Annotated in this window: 23 protein-coding genes; 21 read left to right on the top strand and 2 right to left on the bottom strand. The window is 74.3% G+C overall.

Annotated features, from left to right (window positions below; all coding sequences use genetic code 11):
- Positions 1 to 29: 29 nt before the first annotated feature.
- The 12 genes from ACFZDC_RS14365 to ACFZDC_RS14310 all read left to right on the top strand — a co-directional run bounded on the left by ACFZDC_RS14365 (position 30) and on the right by ACFZDC_RS14310 (position 12,885).
- Entirely contained in the window at positions 30 to 1,664 is a 1,635-nt protein-coding gene (locus ACFZDC_RS14365) for a carbamoyltransferase C-terminal domain-containing protein (RefSeq protein ID WP_391323607.1), read from the top strand.
- Positions 1,661 to 2,656, top strand: a complete 996-nt coding sequence (locus tag ACFZDC_RS14360; RefSeq protein WP_391323605.1) for a glycosyltransferase — start codon at positions 1,661 to 1,663, stop codon at positions 2,654 to 2,656. Before ACFZDC_RS14365 ends, ACFZDC_RS14360 begins: the two co-directional genes overlap by 4 nt.
- Positions 2,653 to 3,222, top strand: a complete 570-nt coding sequence (locus ACFZDC_RS14355; protein ID WP_391323603.1) for an HAD-IIIA family hydrolase — start codon at positions 2,653 to 2,655, stop codon at positions 3,220 to 3,222. The genes ACFZDC_RS14360 and ACFZDC_RS14355 overlap by 4 nt, the downstream gene beginning before the upstream one ends.
- Positions 3,219 to 4,229, top strand: a complete 1,011-nt coding sequence (locus tag ACFZDC_RS14350) for a glycosyltransferase family 9 protein (RefSeq protein ID WP_391323601.1) — start codon at positions 3,219 to 3,221, stop codon at positions 4,227 to 4,229. The genes ACFZDC_RS14355 and ACFZDC_RS14350 overlap by 4 nt, the downstream gene beginning before the upstream one ends.
- Complete coding sequence (locus ACFZDC_RS14345; protein WP_391323599.1) at positions 4,226 to 5,188, top strand: glycosyltransferase; 963 nt, start codon at positions 4,226 to 4,228, stop codon at positions 5,186 to 5,188. Before ACFZDC_RS14350 ends, ACFZDC_RS14345 begins: the two co-directional genes overlap by 4 nt.
- Positions 5,185 to 6,423 carry a glycosyltransferase gene (locus ACFZDC_RS14340; protein ID WP_391323596.1) on the top strand — a complete coding sequence of 413 codons (1,239 nt, stop codon included), beginning with the start codon at positions 5,185 to 5,187 and terminating at the stop codon, positions 6,421 to 6,423. Before ACFZDC_RS14345 ends, ACFZDC_RS14340 begins: the two co-directional genes overlap by 4 nt.
- Complete coding sequence (locus ACFZDC_RS14335; protein ID WP_391323594.1) at positions 6,420 to 7,142, top strand: SIS domain-containing protein; 723 nt, start codon at positions 6,420 to 6,422, stop codon at positions 7,140 to 7,142. The genes ACFZDC_RS14340 and ACFZDC_RS14335 overlap by 4 nt, the downstream gene beginning before the upstream one ends.
- Complete coding sequence (locus ACFZDC_RS14330) at positions 7,139 to 8,572, top strand: PfkB family carbohydrate kinase (RefSeq protein WP_391323592.1); 1,434 nt, start codon at positions 7,139 to 7,141, stop codon at positions 8,570 to 8,572. Before ACFZDC_RS14335 ends, ACFZDC_RS14330 begins: the two co-directional genes overlap by 4 nt.
- Positions 8,569 to 9,561 (top strand): glycosyltransferase family 9 protein, encoded by a 993-nt coding sequence (locus tag ACFZDC_RS14325; protein ID WP_391323590.1) that lies wholly within the window; start codon positions 8,569 to 8,571, stop codon positions 9,559 to 9,561. The genes ACFZDC_RS14330 and ACFZDC_RS14325 overlap by 4 nt, the downstream gene beginning before the upstream one ends.
- Complete coding sequence (locus ACFZDC_RS14320; protein ID WP_391323588.1) at positions 9,551 to 10,477, top strand: glycosyltransferase; 927 nt, start codon at positions 9,551 to 9,553, stop codon at positions 10,475 to 10,477. Before ACFZDC_RS14325 ends, ACFZDC_RS14320 begins: the two co-directional genes overlap by 11 nt.
- Positions 10,478 to 10,791: 314 nt before the next feature.
- A complete protein-coding gene (locus tag ACFZDC_RS14315) occupies positions 10,792 to 12,333 on the top strand; it encodes an ANTAR domain-containing protein (RefSeq protein ID WP_391323586.1) in 1,542 nt (513 codons plus the stop codon).
- Positions 12,334 to 12,429: 96 nt separating this feature from the next.
- Entirely contained in the window at positions 12,430 to 12,885 is a 456-nt protein-coding gene (locus ACFZDC_RS14310) for an RpiB/LacA/LacB family sugar-phosphate isomerase (protein ID WP_391323584.1), read from the top strand.
- 131 nt (positions 12,886 to 13,016) lie between these two features.
- Here ACFZDC_RS14310 and ACFZDC_RS14305 read toward each other — a convergent pair whose 3' ends face one another.
- Positions 13,017 to 13,382, bottom strand: coding sequence for a DUF6479 family protein (locus tag ACFZDC_RS14305; protein WP_391323583.1), 366 nt, complete (start codon positions 13,380 to 13,382; stop codon positions 13,017 to 13,019).
- 162 nt (positions 13,383 to 13,544) lie between these two features.
- On the opposite strand from ACFZDC_RS14305, the gene ACFZDC_RS14300 reads away from it, so the two are divergent.
- The 9 genes from ACFZDC_RS14300 (at position 13,545) to ACFZDC_RS14260 (ending at position 24,805) form a co-directional block, all read left to right on the top strand.
- A complete protein-coding gene (locus tag ACFZDC_RS14300; RefSeq protein WP_391323581.1) occupies positions 13,545 to 13,919 on the top strand; it encodes a ferredoxin in 375 nt (124 codons plus the stop codon).
- 88 nt (positions 13,920 to 14,007) lie between these two features.
- Positions 14,008 to 15,186: an acyl-CoA dehydrogenase family protein gene (locus ACFZDC_RS14295; protein ID WP_391323579.1), complete on the top strand. Its 1,179-nt coding sequence runs from the start codon at positions 14,008 to 14,010 to the stop codon at positions 15,184 to 15,186.
- Positions 15,187 to 15,298: 112 nt separating this feature from the next.
- On the top strand, positions 15,299 to 16,147 hold the full coding sequence (locus tag ACFZDC_RS14290) for an oxygenase MpaB family protein (protein ID WP_391323577.1): 849 nt from the start codon (positions 15,299 to 15,301) through the stop codon (positions 16,145 to 16,147).
- Positions 16,148 to 16,265: 118 nt separating this feature from the next.
- The gene (locus ACFZDC_RS14285) at positions 16,266 to 18,497 is read left to right on the top strand and encodes a tetratricopeptide repeat protein (protein ID WP_391323575.1); all 2,232 of its coding nucleotides are present in this window, start codon (positions 16,266 to 16,268) and stop codon (positions 18,495 to 18,497) included.
- A gap of 107 nt (positions 18,498 to 18,604) precedes the next feature.
- The gene (locus tag ACFZDC_RS14280) at positions 18,605 to 18,766 is read left to right on the top strand and encodes a hypothetical protein (RefSeq protein ID WP_391323574.1); all 162 of its coding nucleotides are present in this window, start codon (positions 18,605 to 18,607) and stop codon (positions 18,764 to 18,766) included.
- A gap of 117 nt (positions 18,767 to 18,883) precedes the next feature.
- Positions 18,884 to 20,443: an FAD-dependent oxidoreductase gene (locus ACFZDC_RS14275; protein ID WP_391323572.1), complete on the top strand. Its 1,560-nt coding sequence runs from the start codon at positions 18,884 to 18,886 to the stop codon at positions 20,441 to 20,443.
- Between the two features lie 131 nt (positions 20,444 to 20,574).
- Positions 20,575 to 21,687 carry a nitronate monooxygenase gene (locus ACFZDC_RS14270; protein ID WP_391323571.1) on the top strand — a complete coding sequence of 371 codons (1,113 nt, stop codon included), beginning with the start codon at positions 20,575 to 20,577 and terminating at the stop codon, positions 21,685 to 21,687.
- Positions 21,684 to 23,234, top strand: a complete 1,551-nt coding sequence (locus tag ACFZDC_RS14265; protein WP_391323569.1) for an AMP-binding protein — start codon at positions 21,684 to 21,686, stop codon at positions 23,232 to 23,234. Before ACFZDC_RS14270 ends, ACFZDC_RS14265 begins: the two co-directional genes overlap by 4 nt.
- A 74-nt stretch (positions 23,235 to 23,308) precedes the next feature.
- Complete coding sequence (locus ACFZDC_RS14260; RefSeq protein WP_391323567.1) at positions 23,309 to 24,805, top strand: fatty acyl-CoA synthetase; 1,497 nt, start codon at positions 23,309 to 23,311, stop codon at positions 24,803 to 24,805.
- Here the strand turns inward: ACFZDC_RS14260 and ACFZDC_RS14255 are convergent.
- Positions 24,771 to 25,247, bottom strand: coding sequence for a hypothetical protein (locus ACFZDC_RS14255; protein WP_391323565.1), 477 nt, complete (start codon positions 25,245 to 25,247; stop codon positions 24,771 to 24,773). The genes ACFZDC_RS14260 and ACFZDC_RS14255 overlap by 35 nt on opposite strands.
- Positions 25,248 to 25,269 lie beyond the last annotated feature (22 nt).

Below are 25,269 nucleotides of genomic sequence, written 5' to 3'. Positions count from 1 at the left end.
TCGTCCCCTCCGCCGCCTGGAGACAGCGCATGCACGTCCTCGGTATCAACGCACTCTTCCACGACCCTGCCGCGGCCCTCCTCACGGACGGCAAGGTCGTGGCGGCGGCGGAGGAGGAACGGTTCTCCCGTCGCAAGCACGGCAAGCGGCCCGTCCCCTTCTCCGCCTGGGAACTGCCCGAGCAGTCGGCCCGCTGGTGCCTGAAGCAGGCCGGCCTGGCCCCTTCCGACCTGGACGCCGTCGCCTACTCCTACGACCCCGCGCTCGCCCGCCCGGCCGAGCGGATGGGCCTCGACGACCCCTGGGACCACCTGCGCCAGGAGTACGCCCGCCAGGCCCCCGGCTTCCTCGCCGACGCCCTGCCCGGCCTGGACCCGGCCAAGGTCCGCTTCGTCGCGCACCACGTCGCCCACGCCGCTTCCGCCGGGCCGATGTCGCCGTACCCGGACTGCGCCGTCCTCGTCCTGGACGGCCGCGGCGAATGCGGCTCCCACCTGGCCGGCCGCTACACCAACCGCGAACTGACCGTCCTCGGCACCCAGCAGCTTCCCGACTCCCTCGGCCTGTTCTACGAGGACCTCACCCAGCACCTCGGATTCCTGCGCAGCAGCGACGAGTTCAAGGTGATGGCCCTCGCGTCGTACGGCACCCCGCGCTTCGCGGACCGCCTGCACGCGTACGTACAGGCCGACGACCAGGGCGGCTTCCGGGCCCGCCCGGTGCCCTGGGCCTCGATCGTGCCGCCACGCCCCGCCGGCGGCGCCTGGAGCCAGGACCACGCCGACCTCGCGGCCAGCGCCCAGCTGTGTCTCGAGGAGGCCATGCTCGCCCTCGCCCGCGGGCTGCGTGAACGCACCGGCGAGGACGCCCTGACCATGGCCGGCGGTGTCGCCCTCAACTGCGTCGCCAACACCCGGCTGTGGCGGGAGAGCGGCTTCCGGCACGTGTGGGTGCAGCCCGCCGCCGGCGACGCGGGCACGGCGCTCGGCGCCGCCGCACACGTGGCGGGCCAGAAGGACACCCTGGAGCCGATGCCGACGGCCGCCCTCGGCCGCGGCTGGAGCGACGCCGAGCTGCGCGAGTGGCTTCAGCGGGCGGCGGTGCCGTACGAGGAACCCGCCGACATCGCGGAGACCGCCGCCGAGGCACTGGCCGCCGACGGGATCGTGGCGTGGTTCCAGGGCCGCAGCGAGTACGGACCGCGTGCCCTCGGCCACCGCTCGCTGCTGGCCCACCCCGGCCACGCGGCGAACGTGGAACGCCTCAACGCGGTCAAGGGACGCGAGGAGTTCCGGCCCGTGGCGCCCATGGTCCTCGCGGAACGCGCGGCCGAGATGTTCGACGGACCGCTGCCCAGCCCCCACATGCTGTTCGTGCACGACGTGGCCGTCGACTGGCGCTCCCGTATCCCGGCCGTCGTCCACGTCGACGGCACCGCCCGCATCCAGACCGTGGACCGTGCGGAGGAACCCCTGATGGCCCGCGTGATCGACGGGTTCGAGCGGCGCACCGGCCTGCCCGTGGTGGTCAACACCAGCCTGAACACCGCCGGGCGGCCCATGGTGGACGACCCGCGGGACGCCCTGGAGTGCTTCGGCTCCGCCCCCGTCGACCTGCTCGTCCTCGGCCCCTTCGCGATCCGGCGTGGAAAGGCCTTCGTATGACGCCCGCACCCGCCTATACCGTCGTCGTGCCGACGATCGGCCGCTCCTGCCTCGCCGGGTGCCTGCGCGCGCTGGCCGCGGCCGAGGGACACCCGCCGCACGAGGTGATCGTGGTCGACGACCGGCCCGACACCGACGGCGCCCTGCCGCTGGAGGCGGCGGGAGTGCTGCTGGACCGGGTACGGACCCTGCGCACCGGCGGCAAGGGCCCGGCCGCCGCCCGCAACGCCGGATGGCGCACCGTCCGGACCCCCTGGACGGTCTTCCTCGACGACGACGTCCAGGTGCTGCCGGACTGGTCCCGCAGACTCGCCGAGGACCTGCGGGAGGCCGGCGAGGACGCCGGCGGCATCCAGGGGCGGCTGCGGGTCCCCCTGCCCCTGCACCGCCGGCCCACCGACTGGGAACGCAACACCAAGGGGCTGGAGAACGCGGCCTGGGCCACCGCCGACATGGCGTACCGGACCGCGGTGCTCACCCTGGTCGGCGGCTTCGACGAGCGCTTCCCGCGGGCCTTCCGCGAGGACGCCGACCTCGCCCTGCGCATCGAGCGCGCGGGCTGGACCCTGCACCGCGGTACCCGCATCACCCGGCACCCGGTCCGAGCGGCCCACTGGTGGGCCTCACTGCCCGCCCAGCGCGGCAACGCCGACGACGCCCTGATGAGCCGGCTGCACGGGCGCGACTGGTGGAGCCGCGCCCAGGCCCCCCGGGGAAGGCTGCCGCGGCACCTGGCGGTGACCGGCGCGGCGCTCGCGGCGGCCGCCTGTGCCCTGGCCGGCCGCCGCCGGGCCGCCACCGCCTGCGCGGCCCTGTGGACCCTGGGCACCGCCGAGTTCGCCCTCGCCCGCATCCTGCCCGGCCCCCGCACCGCCCGCGAGGTCGCCGGGATGCTCGGCACCAGCGTGCTCATACCGCCGCTCGCCGTCCGGCACTGGCTGTGCGGAGTCGTCCGCCACCGAGGCGCCGAGCCCCTGGGAGGCGCCGAGTGAGCACCGACCGGCTGCCCGTCCGCGCCGTGCTGTTCGACCGCGACGGCACCCTCGTGGCGGACGTGCCCTACAACGGCGACCCCGACCGCGTCCGCCTCCTGCCCGGCGCCGCGGAGGCCGTCCGACTGGCGCGTTCCGCCGGCCTGGGCACCGCCGTGGTCAGTAACCAGTCGGGCATCGGGCGCGGACTGCTCACCCCCGAGCAGGTCCACGCCGTCAACGAGCGGGCGGACCAGCTGCTCGGCGGAGTCGGCGCCTGGCTCTTCTGCCCGCACACCCCGGACGCCGCCTGCTCCTGCCGCAAGCCCCGCCCGGGACTGATCCTCGAGGCCGCCGCCCGGCTCGGTGCCCCGCCGGCCCGGTGCCTGGTGATCGGCGACATCGCCGCCGACGTGCTCGCCGCCCGCGCGGCCGGCGCCCGGGGCGTCCTCGTGCCGAACACGGCGACCGCGCCCGACGAGGTGGAGCACTTCGCGGCCGTCAGCGCACCCGATGTCCTCACGGCGGTGCGTACGGCGCTGGGCACCCCTGCCCTCGCCGGCCCCGAAGGGAGCCGGTCCCGATGAAAGCTCTGGTCGTCCGGCTCGACAGCTTCGGTGACGTGCTGCTCGCCGGCCCCGCCGTACGGGCCGTCGCCGCCCACTGCTCCCCTGTCACCCTGCTGTGCGGCCCGCGCGGTGCGGACGCCGCCCGGCTGCTGCCCGGCGTCGACGAGGTGCTGGTGTGGGAGGCGCCCTGGGAGGGCTTCGACCCGCCTGCCGTGAGCGCGGCCGACATCGACGGCCTGCTGCGACGGCTGCGCGCGGCGGCCTTCGACACCGCCCTGATCCTCACCTCCTTCCACCAGAGCCCCCTGCCGACCGCGCTGCTGCTGCGGCTCGCGGGTGTCGCCCACATCGGCGCCGACAGCGCCGACCACCCGGGCCGGCTGCTGGACGTACGCCACCGCAGACGTGAGGGCCGGCACGAGGCCGAGGCCGCTCTCGACACCGCCGCGGCCATGGGCTTCCTGCCGCCGCCCGGCGACGACGGCCGGCTGCGCGTGCTCCCGCCCCCGGACACCAGCGGCCTGACCGGCCACGGCCCCTACGTCGTCCTGCACCCCGGCGCCACCGCCCCGGCCCGCGCCTGGGGCCCCCACCGGTGCGAGGAGGCGGTCGCGCTGCTCGCCGACGCCGGGCACCGCGTGGTCGTCACCGGCGGCCCGGACGAGACGGCACTCACCCGCCGGGTCAGCGGGGACCTCGCCGTGGACCTCGGTGGCCGGACCGGCCCGCGCACCCTGGCCGGCGTGCTGCGCATTGCCGACGTCGTCGTCAGCGCCAACACCGGCCCGGCCCACCTGGCCGCAGCGGTCGGCACCCCCGTGGTGTCACTGTTCGCACCTGTCGTCCCGGCCGACCGCTGGGCACCGTACGGCGTCCCCACCATCCTTCTCGGCGACCAGTGGGCGCCGTGCGCGGACACCAGGGCTCTCGTCTGCCCGGTGCCCGGACACCCCTGTCTGGACGAGGTCACCGGACAGGACGTGGTGCGCGCGGTGCACAAGCTCATGCAGGAGCGGCACTCATGAACATCCTCGTCTGGCATGTGCACGGATCCTGGCTCACCGCCTTCGTGCAGGGCCCGCACACCTACCTCGTCCCGGTCACCGACGACCGCGGGCCCGACGGGCTCGGCCGGGCGAAGACGTGGGACTGGCCCGGGACGGTGCGGGAGAAGACCCTCAAGGAATTGTGGGACTGCGACATCGACCTGATGGTGCTCCAGCGTCCCCACGAACTCGACCTGGCCCTGCGCTGGACCGGCCGCCGGCCCGGCGTGGACGTGCCCGCCGTGTACGTGGAGCACAACAGCCCCGACGAGTCCCCGGAGCACCAGCTTCACCCCCTGTCCGGGCAGACGGGGATCCCCCTCGTGCACGTCACCCACTTCAACCGGCTGATGTGGGACAACGGCAAGGCCCCGACCGAGGTCGTCGAGCACGGAATCATCGACCCCGGCCCGCTGTGGACCGGCACCGAGCGGCGGGCCGCCGTCGTGGTCAACGAGCCCGTGCGCAGGGGCCGTACCACCGGAACCGACCTGCTGCCCCGCTTCGCCCGCTCGGTGCCCCTGGACGTCTTCGGGATGCGCACCGAAGGCCTCGCCGACCACCTGGACCTGCCCCCCGAGTGCTGCCGCACCCGGGACCTGCCCCAGCACGAACTCCACCGGGAGCTGGCCCGCTGCCGGCTCTACCTGCACCCCGTGCGCTGGACCTCCCTGGGCCTGTCCCTGCTGGAGGCCATGTTCCTTGGCATGCCGGTGGTCGCCCTGGACACCACCGAGGTCCGGCAGGCGGTACCCGAGGGCGCCGGGGTGGTCTCCAACCGCCTCGACGTCCTGGAGGACGCCGTGCGGACGTTCCTCGCCGAACCGGAGCACGCGCGCCGGACGGGAGAGGCGGCCCGAGCCGCGGCACAGGCCCGCTACGGCGAACGGCGCTTCCTGGACGACTGGGAGCGCCTGATCAAGGAGGTCACCCGATGAGCCGCATACTGCCCCCGGCCGGTCGCGTCGCCATGGTCTCCGAGCACGCCAGCCCCCTGGCCGCGCTCGGCGGCCCGGACGCCGGCGGCCAGAACGTCTATGTGGCACAGGTCGCCCGCCAGCTGGCCAGAAAGGGATACCGGGTCACGGTGTACACCCGGCGGGACTCCATGGGCCTGCCGGACCGGGTGACCCTCATCGACGGTGTCCAGGTGGTGCACGTGCCCGCAGGGCCGGCCGCCCCCGTCCCCAAGGACGAACTCCTGCCCCACATGGCCGAGTTCGGGACCTTCCTGGCCCGCCAGTGGTCCGCGGACCCGCCCGACGTGGTGCACGCCCACTTCTGGATGTCCGGGCTCGCGGCCCTGACCGGCACCCGGGGCCTCGGCATCCCCGTCGTGCAGACCTACCACGCCCTGGGCACCGTCAAGAAGCGCTACCAGGGCGCCGACGACACCAGCCCGCCCGAGCGCATCGCGATCGAGGAGGCCGTCGGCCACGAGTGCGCCCGGATCATCGCCACCTGCTCCGACGAGGTGGCCGAGCTGCGTGCCATGGGCCTGCCGGAGGACCGCATCGCGGTCGTCCCGTGCGGTGTCGACCTCGACCAGTTCAGCCCGGTAGGCCGCCCGCGGACCGCACCCGGCGCCCGTCGGCGGCTACTGGCCGTCGGCCGGCTCGTGCCCCGCAAGGGCTTCGACCGCGCGATCCGCGCCCTCGCCGGCGTGCCCGACGCCGAACTCCTCATCGCCGGCGGCCCCGAGGCCGACCTGCTCGGCGCCGAACCGGAGGCCGGACGCCTCTACGGCATCGCCGGCGAGTACGGCGTCACCGACCGCGTGACCCTGCTCGGCGGGGTCAGCCGGACCCGGATGCCCCGGCTGATGTCCAGCGCCGACCTCGTCCTGTCCCTGCCCCGCTACGAACCCTTCGGCATCGTCCCGCTGGAGGCCATGGCCTGCGCCACCCCGGTCGTCGCCACCGCGGTCGGCGGCCAGCTCGACACCGTCGTGGACGGCAGCACGGGCGTGCACGTTCCGGCCGACGACGACCACCACGACCTCAGCGGCGTCATCCGCGCGCTGCTCGACGACCCGGACCGGCTCGCCCGGTACGGGGCCGCGGGCCGCGAACGAGTACTGGCCCACTACACCTGGGACCGCGTGGCCGACGGCGTGGCCGGGGCGTACGGCGCCGTCTCCTCGATCCCCTCGCTCTCGGGAGTCGTCCGATGAAGACCGTCACCGACACCGCGCACTGCGACGACCTGATGAAGGCCCTGGAGACGTTCCGCGACTGCGGCCCCCTCATCGAGCGCTGGGGCACAGAACTCGCCCGTCGGCTGGGCTCCGGCGCCCGGCTGCTCGTCGCGGGCAACGGCGGCAGCGCCGCACAGGCGCAGCACCTCACCGCCGAGCTCGTGGGCCGTTACCGGGACGACCGGGCGCCGTTCTCCGCGCTCGCCCTGCACGCCGACACCTCCTCCACCACCGCGATCGCCAACGACTACGGCGTCCAGGAGGTGTTCGCCCGCCAGACCGCCGCGCACGGCCGCCCCGGTGACGTCCTGATGCTGCTGTCCACCAGCGGCGCGAGCGCCAACCTGCTGGCCGCCGCCGACCGCGCCCACCACCTCGGCATGACGGTGTGGGCGCTGACCGGCCGGGCCCCGAACCCCCTGCACCTCGCCGCCGACGAGGCGCTGTGCGTGGACGCCCCGGTGGCGGCCACCGTCCAGGAGCTCCACCTGGTGGCCGTGCACATGCTCTGCGAGTCCTTCGACGAGGCGGTCGAGCGCGGCGAGGACGCCCGGCGAGCCGAGGACGCCCGGCGTGGCGTGCACGGCCGCGCGGACGGCCGCAGCGGCGTGGTGGGCCGGCTGGTCGGCCGGGCCCGGGCCGCGGGCCGGCCCTCGGTCGGTACCCCGGGCGCCCGCAGCGAAGGTGACGCATGAACACCTCCCACACCCCCCTGCTCGTCGTCGGCGACGCCCTGCTCGACCACGACCTGTGCGGCCGGGCCGACCGGCTGGCCCCCGACGCGCCGGTGCCGGTGGTGCACGGCACCCGGCGTAGCTCCCGCCCGGGCGGCGCGGCCCTCGCCGCCTGCCTGGCCGCCGCCGACGGCCGCCCGGTCACCCTCGTCACGGCTCTGGGCGACGACGAGGCCAGCACCACCCTGCGCGAGCTGCTGACCGGCCGCGTCGGCCTGGTCGAGGTGCCGTTGGACGGGGACCTGAGCAGCAAGACCCGGGTGCTCGCGGGGGACCGGCCGCTGCTGCGGCTCGACGACGGCGAGGGACGCGCCCGCGAGAGCACCGAGGAAGCCGTGGCCGCGGTCGCCGGGGCGGACGCCGTGCTGGTCGCCGACTACGGCCGGGGCACCGCCGACGTCCTCAGACAGGCGCTGGCCGGGGCGGCCGCGCACGCACCCGTGGTGTGGGACCCGCACCTGCGGGGCGGGCCCCCGGTGCCCGGTGTCCGGCTTGCCACGCCCTCGGCACAGGAGGCCCGCGTCCTGGCCCAGCAGGCGGGCGAGGACGCCGAGCCCGGCGACGAGGGCGGGCTGCGGACGGCCGCCCGGGACGCCCGGGCCCTCGTCGGGGCATGGCAGGCGCACGCCGTCACAGTGACCCTCGGCGAGCGCGGCGCGCTGCTCTCATACGGCGAGACACCCCTGCTGGTGCCGACCCCGGCCGCCGCGACGGGCGACCCCTGCGGCGCCGGGGACCGGTTCGCCGCGGCCGCCGCCGGGCTGCTCGCCGACGGCGCGTTCACGGAGGCCGCCGTCCAGGCCGCCGTCCACGCCGCCACCCAGTACGTCGCCGAGGGCGGCGCCCGCGCCGTCACCGCCCCGGAGCCGCAGGACACGCCGACGGACCCGTCCGCCGCCGACGGGGACACCACGGCCGACGCCCGGCGCACGGCCGCCCGGGTACGGGCCGCGGGCGGCACCGTCGTCGCCGCGGGCGGCTGCTTCGACCTGCTGCACGCCGGTCACGTGGCCCTCCTGCAGGCCGCCCGCCGGGCCGGCGACTGCCTGATCGTCTGCGTCAACTCCGACGACTCGGTGCGCAGGCGCAAGGGCGACGGCCGCCCCCTCGTCCCGGCCACCGACCGGGTGCGCGTGCTGCGGGCCCTGGAGTGCGTCGACGCGGTCGCCGTCTTCGACGAGGACACCCCCGAACACATCCTCGGCGAACTGCGCCCGCACATCTGGGCCAAGGGCGGCGACTACGCCCGCACCCGGTTGCCCGAACAGCCGCTGGTGGAGAGCTGGGGCGGCCAGGTCCTCCTGCTGCCCTACCTGGACGGCCGCTCCACCACGGGCCTGGCCCGCCGCGCCGCCCTGGCACCCGCACCCACCGGAGGGCGCACCCGGTGACCCGCACCCCGCATCCCCCGCGCGTGCTGGTGCTGCGCGCGCTGGGCCTCGGCGACCTGCTGACCGGTGTGCCCGCGCTGCGCGGCATCCGCCGCGCCTTCCCCGGCCACCAGGTGGTCCTCGCCATGCCGCAGGGACTCGCCGAGGCCGGCCTGTGCACCGGGGCGATCGACGCCGTCTTCCCGGCCGAGGCCCCCGGCCGGGCGGTGCCGTCCCTCGCGCACTGGCCCGGCCCACCACCCGACGTCGCCGTCGACCTGCACGGCAACGGCCCCGAGAGCCGCGACGCCCTGGCCGCCCTGCACCCGCGCCGCCTGCTCGCCCACGCCCTCCCGGACGCCCCGCCCTGGCGGGCCCACGCCCACGAACGGGACCGCTGGTGCGCCTTCCTGCACGCCTACGGCATCCAGGCCGACCCCCTCGACCTCCGCCTGCCGCACCCCGCCCTGCCCTCCCCGGCACCGGGCGCGGTGGTGGTGCACCCGGGCGCGGCGTCGGGCTCGCGCCGCTGGCCGGGGGAGCGGTTCGCCGCCGTCGTACGGTGCCTGCGCGCGGCCGGACACCGCGTGGTGCTCACCGGCGGGCCGGGGGAGGACGCCCTGGTGCGGTCGGTGGCCGAGCGCGCCGGCCAGCCCGCGTCCGACGTGCTGACCGGCGGTCTGCCGTACGGGGAGCTCTCGGCCCTGGTGGCGGAGGCGTCCCTGGTGCTCAGCGGGGACACCGGCCTCGCCCACCTCGCGGTGGCCCACGGCACCCGCTCGGTCACCCTGTTCGGACCGGTCTCCCCGCGCCTGTGGGGCCCGCCGCCCACGCCCCACCATGTGGCCCTGTGGAAGCCGGGACCGCCCGGCGACCCGCACGGCCGCACCCCTGACACCCGGCTGCTGCGCATCGGCACCGGAGAGGTCGCCGCCGCCTGCCTGACGCAGCTCCGGCAGCTCCGCACCCGTCCCGCGCACACCCGAGCGGAGGTGGCGCGTGTCCACTGAACAGGCCCCCGGCACCACCCGCAGCCCCACCACCGGACCCGACCCCCGGGTCACGGTCGCCGTCATCACGCGCGACCGGTGCGCGAGCCTGCTGCGCACCCTCGACGCCCTCGCCGCGCTGCCCGAGGAACCGCCCGTCATCGTGGTCGACAACTCCCGCACCGACACGACGCGCAGGGCGGTCCAGGACCACCCGGCGGTCACCCGGCTGCTGCGCCCCGCCACCAACACCGGCGCACTCGGCCGCAACCTCGCCGTCCGGCAGGCCCGTACCCCGTACGTCGCCTTCAGCGACGACGACTCCTGGTGGACCCCCGGATCCCTGCGTCACGCGGCCGACCTGCTCGACCGGTATCCACGACTCGGCCTGCTGGCCGCCCGCACCCTCGTCGGGGAGGACGGCAGCGACGATCCCCTGAACGCCGTCCTCGCCGCCTCGCCCCTGCCCCGCGAGCCGGACCTGCCCGGCCGCCCGGTGCTCGGCTTCCTGGCCTGCGCCAGCGTGGTGCGCCGGGAGGCCTTCTTGAGCGTCGGCGGCTACCACCCGCTGCTCTTCTTCGGCGGAGAGGAGACCCTGCTCGCCTACGACCTCGCCGCCGACGGCTGGGGCATCGCCTACGAACCCGCCCTCAGCGCCCGCCACCAGCCCGAGACACAGGGACGCACCGGCCGCTCCTCCCTCGTCCGGCGCAACCATGTGCTGACCGCCTGCCTGCGCCGTCCCTGGCCCGTCGCGCTGCGCGCCGGCGCCGACCTGGCACTGGCCGCCGTCGCGGATCGACCCGGCGCCCGCCGCGCCCTGAAGGAGACGCTCGCACGCCTGCCGGCGGCCGTAGCCCAGCGCCACATCCTGCCCCCGCACGTCGAACACGCGGCCCGCCTGCTCGACCGCCGGCCGCCCGCACGGCCACAGTGAGCCACGACGCCCGGACGGCCGTACTCCGGTCCGCCGCCGACCGTCGTCCTGAGCGCCCACCATCGCGACCCGCTCCGGCAGGGACCGCCGACTGAGCCGACCCGGTGCCCCTCAGCCGGAACACCGGCGGGCCGTACGGGAGAGGGCCCGCGGAACGTCGCCGCACGGCGCTGTGCCGGATGACTCCACGGACCCGGACCCCGCCGGGGGCCGCGGGCCCGTCCGGTTGTTGGCCGACCACCGAGCGTGCAAGGTGGGTCAAAGGTCAGGAAGAGGCCGAACGAGTTCTTTGTGACGTCTGTTGTGGTGATGCCATGGAATTCTCTTCCGGCCGCCCGGCCGCACCGGACCCCCTCGTCATCGAGTCGTCCGTCGTCGAGGGTCTGCCCGCCCAAGGCGCCGTGCTGTTGCGCATGTCGGGCAGTCTGGACCCCCAGGGGGCCGAGGCATGGACGGACGAGCTGCGCGGCCACCTGGAGAAGGCCGACCGCGCCGGACTGCGCCCCGTCCTCGACATGGGCCACGTGCAAGTGGGCGGCGCCGCCATGCTGCGCACGCTCAGCGAGACCGCCCGGTCCCGCACCGCAGGCCCGGACCTGATCATCGTCCGGGCCCGCCCCGGCGTGCGCGAGGCGGTGCACCTGGCCCGCCTCGAGGGCGTACGGCTCTTCGCCACCCTCGACGAGGCGCTCGGGGAAATGGCGCGCGACGGGTCCCGGGTCGAGGACCCGCCCGCCTGGCGCTCACAGATCGCGGACCCCCTGCGGCCGTCGTACGAGGACCTGCACAAGGAGGTCCACGCCCTGCGTGCCCGCATGCGCACCGCACCGGTGATCGGCATGGCACAGGGCATGCTGATGGCCCGCTACGGCCTGCCCGACTCCGGGAGCGCCTTCGGCGTGCTGCGCGAGGCCTCCCAGCGGTTCAACGTGCCGCTGCGCGTCCTGGTGTCCGCCGTGGTGGCGGCCCGGCCCCCCGACGGCGCGGTCTGGTTCCCCGGCCGCCGTCCCCTGCCGGTGCCGCCGCTGCGCATCCTGGCCCGCGGCGGCCGCGACCCGCGCTGCCGGCGGCAGATGATCGACGCCGCACTGCGCGAGGCCCTGGCCATCGGACGGGCCGCCGCCGGGTATCTGCGGCTCGTCGACCCCGCGGTGAACGCCCTGGCGCTGGAGTCCCACCACGGCTGTGACGACAGGCTCCTCGACCACTTGGTACGCGGCCGGGACCAGGGCACGGCCGAGGCGGCCGCCCGGAGCACGGGGCGGCACGTGGGCGTGACCGACGTGGCCGAGGACCCGCTGCTGTCCGACGACGCCAGACGCGCCCTGCTGGGGACGGGCGTCCGCGCGGTCCAGAGCCTCCCGGTGATCTCCCCGGGCGGATCCTGCCTCGGCGTGATCACCCTGCACTGGCCGGACGCCGGACACGGGCCGACCCTCGCGCAGGCCGAGGCCTTCGACCTGCTGGCCGCCGACACGGCGGCCTGGCTGAGCTGGTACCACCGCTCGGTGCTCCTGGACACCCTGGAACACCTGCACAGGACGCTGACCCGCCGTGTCCCCGGATCCGTCGGCGCATGCGCCGACGGTGTGCGTCACTCGAGAGCGCCGGGGCACCCGGACCCCGCACGGAACGAGCACCACCCGAAGGGAGCCCGGCGCATGTCCAATCCCCAGCAGCCCGAACAGCGGCGCAGTGACAAGGGAGGCGCCACCCCGCAGGACAGCGGTGAACTCAAGGCCCGCCAGGCGGCCGGACGTGGTGAGCGCGCCCGCCCGCACGGCCCGGACAAGGGCAAGAAGGGCGGCGGAGAGGGCGGCGGAGTGCCGCCGGCGCAGCAGCCCGACCATCCCTGATCCAGCGAACCGCTCCGCCAGGCGACCCCGCAGGCGTGACTGCCACGCCTGCGGGGTCGCTTCGTGCCCGATGCCGGACCGGATAGGCTCCTGACCATGCGGATCTCCGTCTCCTCCGACATGGACGAACCCGTGGCCCGTCTCCTCGTCGAGGAGCTGCGTCGGCGCGGCCACGTGGTGCGTGCGCATGGCGCGCTGCGGCCCGGTACGGACCCGCAGTGGGCGGTCTGCTCGGAGGCGGCCGCCCGGGACGTCGCCGAGGGCGCGGCCGATCAGGCGGTCGTGTGCTGCTGGACCGGCACCGGAGCCTCCATCGCCGCGAACAAGGTGCCGGGGATCCGCGCGGCTCTGTGCACGGACGCCGGCACGGCCGAGGGCGCGCGCCGCTGGAACGACGCCAACGTGCTGGCTCTCAGCCTGCGGCTCACTTCGGCACCGGTCCTGGCGGAGATCCTCGACGCCTGGTTCACGGCCGAGCCGAGCCAGGACCCGGAGGACCTGCGGAACGTGGCCCGCGTCGGCCGCCTCGACGCCGCCAGGGAGGTCTCCTAGAGGCGTACGGCGGCCGACGCGGGTCGGCGCAGCAGTCGGTCATCCGTCGGATGCCGAGGTCTTCGGTGCCGTCGGTGCCGCAGAGGTCGCAGGGTCGTCGGGGGTGGTGGCGTTCGGTGTCCGGTCCGGATTCAGTGGGCGCCCAGCCCGCCGCCGCCGAACGAGCCGCTCGACCCCTTGCTCCAGCGCGGGCGCTCCTTGGAGGCGCTCGGCCTGGTCTGCATGTTGGTGAGCTCGTACGGGGTGAGTGCGCGGCCGCCCTTGGGGACGTACGGAATCTCGTCGGGTTCCCTGTTCCCCGGGACCTCGCGCGCCGCACCGTCCGATGGCTGGTGCGGCTGTTCCTCGGGGCGCGGGCGAGGGGGCTCGCGGTACTTGACCCGGGAGTTCATCCAGAAGCCGCCGGCGAGCAGCGCCAGTACGGCCACGGCCACCAAGAAGAGCACGAGGCTCATCAGACCGCTTGCCGCGGCCAGCTGCATCTGTGCGGTACTCATACCACAGGAATACCCATCCAGATAGGGATGAACCGGACACCTTGGGTGACTGGAGGTGCACGGACGGCGCCCCGTCAGCCGGCGTGACCTGCCCGGCGCGCGAGCCGGCGGCGTCGCCCGGTGTGCGGGTTTGCGGTGCCCCGGCCCGGCTACCCGCCCGGTGTGACTCCGTCGACTTCACCGCAGCAGCTCTACAGGTTCCTGGAGGACCGGTTCACGTGCGCCCAGGCCTGCACGGAGTGCGCCCGGGCGTGCGCGGTGCGGGCGAGCCTCCTGGACCCGGACGGCACCGAGCGTCAGGAACGCGTACGCCGGCTGGGCATCATGTGTGCCGAGGTGTGCGACGCCACCTGCCGGATGCTGTCCGAGCAGAACCGTCAGGACGAGGAAGGGATCAGAATCCAGCTGGAGTGGTGCCGCTCGGTCTGCCTCGACTGCGCGCACGCCTTCGACGGCCAACCCGGCGCCGAATCGGCCGCCGGGGGCTGCCGGGCCTGTGCGGAGGCGTGCACGGACTTCATGGCGACGCTGAGCTGAACCGACCTCCGGCACGCCATTCCCTATTTCTGAAACACGTTCTACGGTGTGCGCCGTCAGGACCGCCCTTGGGGACCCTGGAGGCGCCGTGCACCTCGATCACACGCCCGAACAGCAGCGACTGCGCAGCGAACTGCGCGCCTACTTCGCCGAGCTGGTGCCCGCGGGCGCCTACGCGCGGTATACCGACCCGGCCGCCCAGAAGCGCTTCTACCGCGAGATCATCCGGCGGCTCGGCGCGGACGGCCGGCTCGGGGTGGGCTGGCCCAAGGAGTACGGCGGGCGCGGGATGACGGCGATGGAGCAGTTCATCTTCTTCGACGAGGCCGCGCAGGCCGGCGTACCGCTGCCCCTGATGGCGCTGAACACGGTCGGCCCGACGCTCATGCGGTACGGCACCGAGGAGCAGAAGGCGTACTTCCTGCCCCGCATCCTCTCCGGCGAGATCGACTTCGCGATCGGCTACAGCGAGCCCGAGGCGGGCACGGATCTCGCGTCCCTGAAGACGCGTGCCGTACGGGACGGTGACGAGTACGTCGTCAACGGGCAGAAGATCTGGACCACCAACGGCGACACCGCGGACTGGGTCTGGCTCGCCGTGCGCACCGACCCCGAGGCACCGCCGCACAAGGGCATCACCATGCTCCTGGTCCCGACCTCAGACCCGGGCTACTCCTGCACCGTCATCAACACGCTCGCCTCGCACGACACCACGGCCAGCTACTACGAGGACATCCGCGTCCCCGTCTCCCGCAGGGTCGGCGAGGAGAACCAGGGGTGGCGGCTGATCACCAACCAGCTCAACCACGAGCGCGTCACGCTCGCCGCCCACGGGACCATGGCCATCCGGGCCCTGCACGACGTGCAGCGCTGGGCGATGGAGACCAAGCTGTCCGACGGCCGCCGGGTGGTCGACCTGCCCTGGGTGCGCCGCCTGCTCGCCAGGACCCACACCCGGCTGGAGGCGATGAAGCTCCTCAACTGGCAGATGGTGACGGCCGTACAGGAAGGCACGCTCACCCCGCAGGACGCCTCCGCCGTCAAGGTCTACGGCTCCGAGGCGCGCCGGGACGCCTACGCCTGGCTCATGGAGCTCGTCGGGGCCGCGGGCCCGCTGAAGGAGGGCTCGGCGGGAGCGGTGCTCCACGGCGAGTTGGAACGCGGCTACCGCTCGGCGGTGATCTTCACCTTCGGCGGCGGCAACAACGAGATCCAGCGCGAGATCATCTCGTGGATCGGGCTGGGGATGCCCCGGGTACGGCGCTGACCCCCATGCGCCGTGGCACGAACGGAGCCGGGCCCTTCTGCGGGCGTGCTGTCCCGCGGTACCGCTCCGCTCCGGGGCCGTGGCATCGTGGTCGCAGGGCGGAGGTGACCCCATGACGGATGCCGATCCGGGGCTGTTCGGCCCCTCCTCGGTGACCTGGCAGATGCACGGCGACCCCATGATGTGGGTCGCCGGCGTTCGCGCGCTCTACCTCCAGGCCCTGCACCCGCGCGCGGTCCGCGGGGTCATGCAGAACTCCGACTTCCGCCGCGACGCCTGGGGCCGGCTGATGCGCACCGCCGACTTCGTGGGCACGACGACATACGGCACCACCGAGGCCGCCGAGCGGGCGGGCGCCCGCGTACGGAAGATCCACCGCAGGCTCGCCGCGACGGACCCGGCCACCGGTGAGCGGTACGGCGTCGACGAGCCCGAGTTGCTGCTCTGGGTGCACTGCGCGGAGATCGACTCCTACCTGCACGTCCTGCGCCGCTCCGGCTTCCCGCTCACCGACGCCCAGGCCGACCGGTACATCGCCGAACACCGCGTCAGCGCCGGTCTGGTGGGCCTCGACCCCGACGCCGTACCGGCCGACCGGACCGAGATGGCCGCCTACTTCGCCAAGGTGCGGCCGGAGCTGGCCGCGGGACGCGAGGCACGCGAGGTGGACGACTTCCTCCTCCGCCCGCCGACGCACCTCCTCCTGGTTCCGGCGCGCGAGGTGCTGTGGCGGCGTGTGGCGCAGCTGGCGTACGCCTCCCTGCCCCCGTACGCCCACGAGCTGTACGGCAGACCGGCCCCCGCACCCGCCGCCGTCGCCCGCAGGCTCCGGGCCACGGGCGCCCTGCTGCGGTGCATACCCGCACGTCTGCGCTGGCAGCTGCCGCCCAAACACATCCTGCGCGCCATGGCGAGGCTCGGTCCGGGCGCCCGACCGGCACCGTACAAAGTGGGGCGATAGCCCGCCATACTGGACGAGCAGGGGGGTGTGTCACGGATCGGGCCGTGTCCGCGCGGCCGGGGGACCGTGGCGTTGTTCCCAGGGGCGGGGCGGACGGCGACGGGGGCGACGGCGCGCGATGGGGGAGAACAGGCTGATTCAGGGCCGGTACCGGCTGCTCGATCTGATCGGGCGGGGCGGCATGGGCGAGGTGTGGCGGGCCCGTGACGAGTCCCTCGGCCGGCAGGTCGCGGTGAAGTGCCTCAAGCCGCTCGGTCCGCAGCACGACCCGTCCCTCACCCGGGTGGTACGGGAACGGTTCCGCCGGGAGGCGAGAGTGGCCGCGGCGCTCTCCCACCGCGGAGTGACCGTCGTCCACGACTTCGGCGAGTACGACGGTGTCCTCTACCTCGTCATGGAGTTGCTCGAAGGACGGGACCTGAGCCGGCTCCTGGAGGACAACAAGGGGCATCCACTGCCCGTGGACGACGTGGTCGACATCGCGGAACAGGTCGCCGCCGCCCTCGCCTACACCCACCGGCAGGGCATAGTCCACCGCGACCTGAAACCTGCCAACATCGTGCGGCTGACCGACGGCACGGTGAAGATCTGCGACTTCGGCATCGCACGCCTCGGGCACGACATCGGCTTCACCGCCCGGCTGACCGGCACCGGTATCGCGATGGGCACCCCGCACTACATGTCCCCGGAGCAGATCGGCAGCAGCGAGGTCGACCAGCGCAGCGACCTGTACTCGCTGGGCTGCGTCCTGTACGAGATCGCCACCGGGGCACCGCCGTTCGACCTGGACGACGCCTGGGCCATCCTCATCGGCCACCGCGACACCCCGCCCCGCCCGCCGCGCGTCCACCGCCCCGAACTGCCCGCACCCTTCGAGCGAATCGTCCTCGACCTGCTGGCCAAGCGCCCCGAGGAACGGCCGTACGACGCCCGTGAGGTGGGGCGCCGTCTGGCCGCGGGCCGCACGGCGCACTCGTACGTGCCGACGGTCGTGACGGCATGGCCGCGGGCCGACGAGGCGGCTCCGGGCGGGACACGCCTGCCGTCGTGGACCAGGGACATGACCACCGGTCACAAGGCGCTCGGAGCCGGACTGCGCACGGTCCCGGCAGACCCGGGCGCGGCCCTGACGGGCGCCTGGACCGTGCGCAGTCCGGCTCCCACCGCCACCGGTGCGGAGGTGGCGGTCCTGTCCCCGCCGTCCCCGGACGCCGTCGCCGCCCTCACCGCGCGCCACGACGAGGGCCTCCGCCTCGCCCGGCGCGGCCGTTGGGCGGAGGCGCGCGAGGTCCACCTGGCCGTCGCCGCCGAACGGGCGGCACTCCTCGGCCCCGACCACCCCGACACCCTCACCAGCCGCTACGAGGCCGCCTTCGCCCTCAGCCGCACCGGCCGGCCCGCCGCGGCGCTGCGCGCCTACACCGGCGTCACCGAGGCCAGGGAGCGCGTCCTCGGCCCCGACCACCCCGACACACTGGCCGCCCGCCAGGAAACCGCCTACCTACTGGGCCAGTTGGGCCGTCATTTCGAGGCCCATCAGGGCTACACGGCGGTGCTGGCCGTCCGGATGCGCGTCATGGGTCCCGACCACCCCGACACCCTGCGCTGCCGCCACAACCTCGCCTTCAACCTCAGCCGGCTCGGCCGTCTCGAGGACTCGTACCGCATGGCCCTCGACGTGGCCGCCGCCCGGGCCCGGGTGATCGGCCCCGACCATCCCGAAACCCTGGTCACCCGCTACGAAGTCGCCTATGCCCTCGGCCAGTTGGGCCGCTGGGACGAGGCGCTGCACACCTACCGCGAGGTCGCCGAGGCACGCGCCCGGACCCTCGGCCCGCACCACCCGGACACGCTCGCCGCCCGCTACGAGGCCGGCATCAGCCTCGGCCGCCTCGGCCGCAGCGCGGACGCCCTCCGTCTCTACCGCGACCTGGTCGAGGACCGCACCCGTGTCCAGGGCGCCGCCCACCCCGACACCCTGCGCGCCCGACACGGCATCGGCGTCAACCTCGGCCGCCTCGGCCGCTGGGAGGAGGCCCTCGCCGAGGCTCGCGACGTGTGCGCGCAGCGCGAGCGCGTCCTCGGCCCCGACCACCCGGACACCCTGGTCAGCCGCCGCGAGGTCGCCGTCGCCCTGGGCTGGCTGGGCCGCTGGGCCGACGCGCTCGGCGAGTACCGGCGGGTCGCCGCCGCCCGCGAACGCGTCCTCGGCCCCGACCATCCGGACACCCTCGCCAGCCGCAACGACGAGGCCCACTGCCTGGAACAGCTCGGCCGCGGCGCCGAGGCCGTGGAGCTGTACCGAAGAGTCGCCGTCCTGAGCCGCCGGCGGGTGTCCGGAGGCCGGTGACACCGTCGGCTTCGCACCGTCGACCGTGCTGCCTTTGACACGTGCCATCGGTATGTCACCTGATGGGCGGGTGCCGACGGTCGACGTCGTCCTCGCGGTACGGCCTCGTGGCCGTGGATCCGGCGCGGGGGCTGTACGCCCTGGTCAGCGAGGACGCGGCGGCGCGTCTCACCGGCCGCCGGGGTGCGTCGGGCCCGTACGCCCATCCGAGCACCGAGCCCTACGGGCCACCGCAGCCGGGGCCCGAAGCCGGCGACGACGAACCATGACCGGCGCGCCGGGGCCGGTCCGGTCGTGGCGCGGACCGATCCCCGGCGCCGGGGCGGTGACGAAGACCGCTCGGACGCTCTCTCGCCGACCTGGATCATCCCGTGCTACCAAGAACCATGCCTGCACACGAGGGAACCCGCACCTACGACGCCGTCATCGTCGGCGGCGGCCACAACGGCCTGGTCGCCGCCGCCTACCTGGCCCGGGCCGGCCGCTCCGTCCTGGTGCTGGAACGGCTGGACCACACCGGCGGCGCCGCCGTCTCCACCCGCCCGTTCCCCGGGGTGGACGCCCGCCTGTCGCGCTACTCCTATCTGGTCAGCCTGCTGCCGCAGAAAATCGTGCGCGACCTCGGTCTCGAGTTCGCCGTCCGCGGCCGCACCATCTCCTCGTACACCCCCGTGGAGCGCGGCGGACGGCCCACCGGACTGCTCGTCGGCGGCGGGGAGCGGCGCACCCGGGAGGCCTTCGCCCGGCTGACCGGCGCCGAGCGCGAGTACGAGGCCTGGCAGCGCTTCTACGGCATGACCCACGAGGTCGCCCAGCGGGTCTTCCCGACCCTCACCGAACCGCTGCCCACCCGTGACGAGCTGCGCCGCCGCATCGACGACGACACCGCCTGGCGGACCCTGTTCGAGGAGCCCATCGGCGTCGCCATCGAGGAGAACTTCACCGACGACCTGGTCCGGGGCGTGGTCCTCACCGACGCGCTGATCGGCACCTTCGCCGACGCCCATGACGCCTCCCTCGCCCAGAACCGCTGCTTCCTCTACCACGTCATCGGCGGCGGCACCGGCGCCTGGGACGTGCCCGTCGGCGGCATGGGCGCCCTCACCGACGCGCTGGCCACCGCCGCGCGCACGGCGGGCGCGGTCATCGCGACCGGACACGAGGCGGTCCGCATCGACACCGACGGGCGCACCGCCGAGGTCGCCTACCGCACGGCCGACGGCGAGGGCGTGGCCGCCGCCCGGCACGTCCTGGTGAACGCCTCCCCGCAGGAACTGGCCGCCCTGACCGGGGACGCGGCCCCCGAGCCCGCCGAAGGCGCCCAGCTCAAGGTCAACATGCTGCTCACGCGGCTTCCCAGGCTCCGCGACCCCTCCGTCGACCCGCGCGAGGCTTTCGCCGGCACCTTCCACATCGCCGAGGGCTACCAGCAACTGGCCACCGCCCACGCCCAGGCCGCCGCCGGCGAGCTTCCCGGCGCGCCGCCCTCGGAGATCTACTGCCACTCCCTGACCGACCCCACCATCCTCGGCCCCGACCTCGCCGAGCGCGGCTACCAGACGCTGACCCTGTTCGGTCTGCACACCCCCGCCCGGCTCTTCGCCCGGGACAACGACGCGGTACGCGAGGACATGCTGAAATCCACCCTCGCCCAGCTCGACGCGCACCTCGCCGAACCCCTCACCGACTGCCTGGCCACGGACGCCGACGGCCGCCCCTGCATCGAGGCCAAGACCCCGCTGGACCTCGAACGCGACCTGCGCCTGCCCGGCGGCAACATCTTCCACCGCGCCCTGTCCTGGCCGTACGCCCAGGAGGACACCGGGCGCTGGGGCGTGGAGACCCGGCACCCAGGCGTCCTGCTGTGCGGCGCCGGCGCGGTGCGCGGGGGAGGCGTGAGCGGGGTGCCCGGGCACAACGCGGCGATGGCGGTGCTGGAGGGGTGACCTCCCGCCATCCCGCCAGGGACACCCTCGGGTCGGCTGTGCGGCTTGTCAGCAGCGCCGCTGCCGAGTCCATCTGACGGAGCATCAGAATAACCCTTCCGTCATACGGGGGACTGCGGCATCCTGCGCCCATGCAGACGGAGCTGAGCAGGAAACTGGGCGTCGAGCACGCCGTCTTCGGCTTCACGCCGTTCCCCGCCGTCGCCGCGGCCATCAGCCGGGCCGGCGGCTTCGGAGTGCTCGGCGCGGTCCGCTACACCGCGCCCGACGAGCTCAAGCGGGACCTGGACTGGATCGAGGCGCACGCCGAGGGCCGGCCCTACGGGCTGGACGTGGTGATGCCCGCGAAGAAGGTCGAAGGCGTCAGCGAGGCGGACGTCGAGGCGATGATCCCCGAGGGGCACCGGCAGTTCGTGCGCGACACGCTCGCCGCGTACGGGGTGCCGGAGCTGGCGGAGGGCGAGGCGTCCGGATGGCGCATCACCGGGTGGATGGAGCAGGTCGCCCGCACCCAGCTGGACGTCGCCTTCGACTATCCGATCAGGCTGCTCGCCAACGCCCTCGGTTCCCCGCCCGCCGACGTCGTGGCCCGCGCCCACGACCGGAACGTCCCGGTCGCCGCGCTCGCGGGCAGCGCCCGGCACGCCCGCAAGCACCATGAGGCGGGGATCGACATCGTCGTGGCCCAGGGCTACGAGGCCGGCGGCCACACCGGGGAGATCGCCTCCATGGTGCTGACCCCCGAGGTCGTGGAGGCGGTCCATCCGCTGCCCGTGCTGGCCGCGGGGGGCATCGGCAGCGGACAGCAGGTGGCGGCCGCCCTGACCCTCGGCGCCCAGGGCGTGTGGCTGGGCTCCCTGTGGCTCACCACCACAGAGGCCGACCTGCACTCGCCCGCGCTCACCCGCAAACTCCTCGCCGCCGGGTCCGGGGACACCGTCCGCTCCCGCGCCCTGACCGGGAAACCCGCGCGCCAGCTGCGTACCGAGTGGACCGACGCCTGGGACGACCCGGCCGGGCCCGGCACCCTGCCCATGCCCTTGCAGGGCCTGCTGGTCGCCAACGCGGTGTCCCGGATCCAGAAGTACGAGGTCGACCCGCTGCTCGGCACGCCCGTCGGCCAGATCGTCGGCCGGATGACCGGCGAACGCAGCGTCCAGGCCGTCTTCGACGACCTCACCCGCGGCTTCGAGCAGGCCGTCGACCGCATCAACCGCATCGCCGGAAGGAGCGGCCAGTCGTGAGCACACCCCCCGCCGGCTTCTGGGCCCAGGCCGCCCAGGGCCCCGACCGCACGGTCCTGATCGCCCCCGACGGCGAGCAGTGGACCGCCGGACGCCTGCACGCCGCCGCCAACCGGCTCGTCCACGGGCTGCGAGCGGCGGGCCTCGAGCGCGGCGACGCCTTCGCCGTCGTCCTGCCGAACGGCGTCGAGTTCCTCACCGCGTACCTGGCCGCGACCCAGGCCGGCTTCTACCTGGTCCCGGTCAACCACCACCTGGTCGGCCCGGAGATCGCCTGGATCGTCTCCGACTCCGGTGCCAAGGTCCTCGTCGCGCACGAGAGGTTCGCCGACGCGGCGCGCCGGGCCGCCGACGAGGCCGCGCTCCCCGCCACCCACCGGTACGCGGTCGGCGACGTCGAGGGCTTCCGGCCGTACGCCGAACTCCTCGACGGACAGCACGAGTCGGCCCCCCGCGACCGCACGCTCGGCTGGGTCATGAACTACACCTCAGGTACGACCGGACGCCCGCGCGGCATCCGCCGCCCCCTGCCCGGAAAGCCCCCCGAGGAGTCCTACCTGGGCGGTTTCCTCGGCATCTTCGGCATCCGGCCCTTCGACGGCAACGTCCACCTGGTCTGCTCGCCGCTGTACCACACGGCCGTCCTCCAGTTCGCCGGCGCGTCCCTGCACATCGGCCACCGCCTGGTGCTCATGGACAAGTGGACTCCCGAGGAGATGCTCCGCCTCATCGACACCCACAGGTGCACCCACACCCATATGGTCCCGACCCAGTTCCACCGCCTGCTGGCGCTCCCGGACGAGGTGCGGGCGCGCTACGACGTGACGTCCATGCGGCACGCCATCCACGGTGCCGCCCCCTGCCCGGACCATGTGAAGCGGGCCATGATCGAATGGTGGGGCAACTGTGTGGAGGAGTACTACGCGGCCAGCGAGGGCGGCGGAGCCTTCGCCACCGCCGAGGAGTGGCTGAAGAAGCCCGGCACGGTCGGCAAGGCCTGGGCCATCAGCGAACTCGCGATCTTCGACGACGACGGCAACCGGCTCCCGCCCGGGCAACTGGGCACCGTCTACATGAAGATGAGCACCGGCGGGTTCTCGTACCACAAGGACGAGGCCAAGACGCGGAAGAACCGCATCGGCGACTTCTTCACCGTGGGCGACCTCGGCTACCTGGACGAGGACGGCTGTCTGTTCCTGCGCGACCGCAAGATCGACATGATCATCTCCGGCGGGGTCAACATCTACCCGGCCGAGATCGAGTCCGCGCTGCTCGCCCACCCCGCCGTCGCCGACGCCGCCGCCTTCGGCATCCCGCACGACGACTGGGGCGAGGAGGTCAAAGCCGTCGTGGAACCGGCACCCGGGCACGAGCCGGGCCCCGGCCTCGCCGCCGCCCTCCTCGATCACTGCGCGGAGCGGCTCGCCGGGTACAAACGGCCCAAGAGCGTCGACTTCATCACCGAGATGCCCCGCGACCCCAACGGCAAGCTGTACAAGCGGCGGCTGCGGGATCCGTACTGGGAAGGCCGGGCGCGGCCGGTGTGAGGACTGGGAAGGCCGGGCGCGGCCCGTGTGAGGGTTCTTGACCCGCGCGTCCGGCGGGCCGAGGATCGGCTGTCATGACGCAGGGACACGGCAGCACGGTCGACGGGGTGCTGCGGCGCAGCGCCCGTCGCACCCCGGCACGCGTGGCGCTGGAGTACGGCGAACGTACCTGGACGTACGAGGAACTCGACGCCGCCGTCTCCCGCGCGGCGGGCCTCCTCCTCGCCGAGGGGCTCGCACCCGGCGACCGGGTGGGCGCCTACGGCCACAACTCCGACGCCTATCTCATCGCCTTCCTCGCCTGCGCCCGTGCGGGCCTGGTCCATGTGCCGGTCAACCAGAACCTGACCGGCGACGACCTGGCGTACGTCGTCGCCCAGTCGGGCAGCACGCTGGTGCTCGCCGACCCGGCCCTCGCGGGGCGACTCCCCGACGGCGTGCGGGCGTTGCCCCTGCGGAACGCCGACGACTCCTTCCTCGCCCGGCTGGCGCAGGCGCCGTCGTACGAGGGTCCCGAACCGCGCACCGAGGACCTGGTGCAGCTGCTGTACACCTCCGGCACCACCGCCCTGCCCAAGGGGGCGATGATGACCCACCGGGCGCTGGTGCACGAGTATCTGAGCGCGATCACCGCCCTCGACCTGAGCGCCGGCGACCGGCCCGTGCACGCGCTGCCGCTCTACCACTCGGCGCAGATGCACGTGTTCCTGCTGCCGTACCTCGCCGTCGGCGCGACCAACATCATCCTGGACGCGCCCGACGGCGACCGCCTCTTCGACCTGATCGAAACCGGCCGGGTGGACAGCCTGTTCGCGCCGCCCACGGTGTGGATCGCGCTGGCCAACCGGCCGGACTTCGCCGCCCGGGACCTGGACGGTCTGCGCAAGGCCTACTACGGCGCGTCGATCATGCCCGTGCCGGTGCTCCGGCGACTGCGCGCACGCCTGCCGGACCTCGCCTTCTACAACTGCTTCGGGCAGAGCGAGATCGGTCCCCTGGCGACGGTGCTCGGGCCCGACGAGCACGAGGGCCGGCTGGACTCCTGCGGCCGGACCGTCCTGTTCGTGGACGCACGTGTCGTCGACGACAAGGGTGAGGACGTGCCCGACGGCACGCCGGGTGAGATCGTCTACCGCTCACCGCAGTTGTGCGAGGGCTACTGGAACAAGCCCGAGGAGACCGCCGAGGCCTTCCGGGACGGCTGGTTCCACTCCGGTGATCTCGCAGTGCGGGACTCGGACGGCTACTTCACGATCGTCGACCGGGTGAAGGACGTCATCAACTCCGGTGGTGTCCTGGTGGCGTCCCGCCAGGTCGAGGACGCGCTCTACACCCACGAGTCCGTCGCCGAGGCCGCCGTGATCGGCCTGCCCGACGAGCGGTGGATCGAGGCCGTCACGGCGGTCGTCGTCCCGCGCGGCGAGGTGACGGAGGATCAGCTCATCACGCACGTGAAGGAGAAGCTCGCCCCCTTCAAGGCGCCCAAACAGGTGCTGTTCGTCGACGAACTGCCGCGCAACGCCAGCGGAAAGATCCTCAAGCGGGAACTGCGGGACCGGTTCGGCGACTAGGGCCAAAACCGGCGGGCAGCAGGGCGTCGGCGAGCAGTCGCCAGTACGGCAGCGCCGAGTCGCCCGGCTCGACCCCCAGCACCTGTACGGCCACATGGTCGGCGCCCGCCTCGGTGTGGCCCCGCAGCTTGCGCGCGACGGCGTCCGGATCGCCCCAGAACACCAGGTCGTCCACGAGCCGGTCGCTGCCGCCGCCCGCGAAGTCGTCGTCCGTGTAGCCGAGCCGGCGGAATTTGGCCAGGTTGTAAGGGGTGTTGAGGTAGCCGTGCAGGTGCTCGCGGGCGAGGGCCCTGGCCCGGCCGGGATCGCTCTCGAACAGCACCGCGTGCTCGACGGCCAGGAAGGCGTCCGGACCGAGGATCTCCCTGGCCTGCACGGTGTGGGCCACGGTCACGCGGTAGGTCTGGGCCCCGTCGGCGCCGACGCGGGCCAACTCCGGCATCCGGGGGCCGTACCCGGCCGGC

The sequence above is a fragment of the Streptomyces sp. NPDC007905 genome, assembly GCF_042959345.1.
GTDB lineage: Bacteria > Actinomycetota > Actinomycetes > Streptomycetales > Streptomycetaceae > Streptomyces.
This window is presented reverse-complemented; position numbering and strand designations above follow the sequence as displayed.

Excerpts from the sequence above, each read along its gene's own strand:
- ACFZDC_RS14365 (WP_391323607.1), top strand. The coding sequence starts at position 30 with ATGCACGTCCTCGGTATCAACGCACTCTTCCACGACCCTGCCGCGGCC.
- ACFZDC_RS14360 (WP_391323605.1), top strand. The coding sequence starts at position 1,661 with ATGACGCCCGCACCCGCCTATACCGTCGTCGTGCCGACGATCGGCCGC.
- ACFZDC_RS14350 (WP_391323601.1), top strand. The coding sequence starts at position 3,219 with ATGAAAGCTCTGGTCGTCCGGCTCGACAGCTTCGGTGACGTGCTGCTC.
- ACFZDC_RS14345 (WP_391323599.1), top strand. The coding sequence starts at position 4,226 with ATGAACATCCTCGTCTGGCATGTGCACGGATCCTGGCTCACCGCCTTC.
- ACFZDC_RS14340 (WP_391323596.1), top strand. The coding sequence starts at position 5,185 with ATGAGCCGCATACTGCCCCCGGCCGGTCGCGTCGCCATGGTCTCCGAG.
- ACFZDC_RS14335 (WP_391323594.1), top strand. The coding sequence starts at position 6,420 with ATGAAGACCGTCACCGACACCGCGCACTGCGACGACCTGATGAAGGCC.
- ACFZDC_RS14330 (WP_391323592.1), top strand. The coding sequence starts at position 7,139 with ATGAACACCTCCCACACCCCCCTGCTCGTCGTCGGCGACGCCCTGCTC.
- ACFZDC_RS14315 (WP_391323586.1), top strand. The coding sequence starts at position 10,792 with ATGGAATTCTCTTCCGGCCGCCCGGCCGCACCGGACCCCCTCGTCATC.
- ACFZDC_RS14310 (WP_391323584.1), top strand. The coding sequence starts at position 12,430 with ATGCGGATCTCCGTCTCCTCCGACATGGACGAACCCGTGGCCCGTCTC.
- ACFZDC_RS14305 (WP_391323583.1), bottom strand. The coding sequence starts at position 13,382 with ATGAGTACCGCACAGATGCAGCTGGCCGCGGCAAGCGGTCTGATGAGC.
- ACFZDC_RS14290 (WP_391323577.1), top strand. The coding sequence starts at position 15,299 with ATGACGGATGCCGATCCGGGGCTGTTCGGCCCCTCCTCGGTGACCTGG.
- ACFZDC_RS14285 (WP_391323575.1), top strand. The coding sequence starts at position 16,266 with ATGGGGGAGAACAGGCTGATTCAGGGCCGGTACCGGCTGCTCGATCTG.
- ACFZDC_RS14275 (WP_391323572.1), top strand. The coding sequence starts at position 18,884 with ATGCCTGCACACGAGGGAACCCGCACCTACGACGCCGTCATCGTCGGC.
- ACFZDC_RS14270 (WP_391323571.1), top strand. The coding sequence starts at position 20,575 with ATGCAGACGGAGCTGAGCAGGAAACTGGGCGTCGAGCACGCCGTCTTC.
- ACFZDC_RS14260 (WP_391323567.1), top strand. The coding sequence starts at position 23,309 with ATGACGCAGGGACACGGCAGCACGGTCGACGGGGTGCTGCGGCGCAGC.
- ACFZDC_RS14255 (WP_391323565.1), bottom strand. The coding sequence starts at position 25,247 with ATGCCGGAGTTGGCCCGCGTCGGCGCCGACGGGGCCCAGACCTACCGC.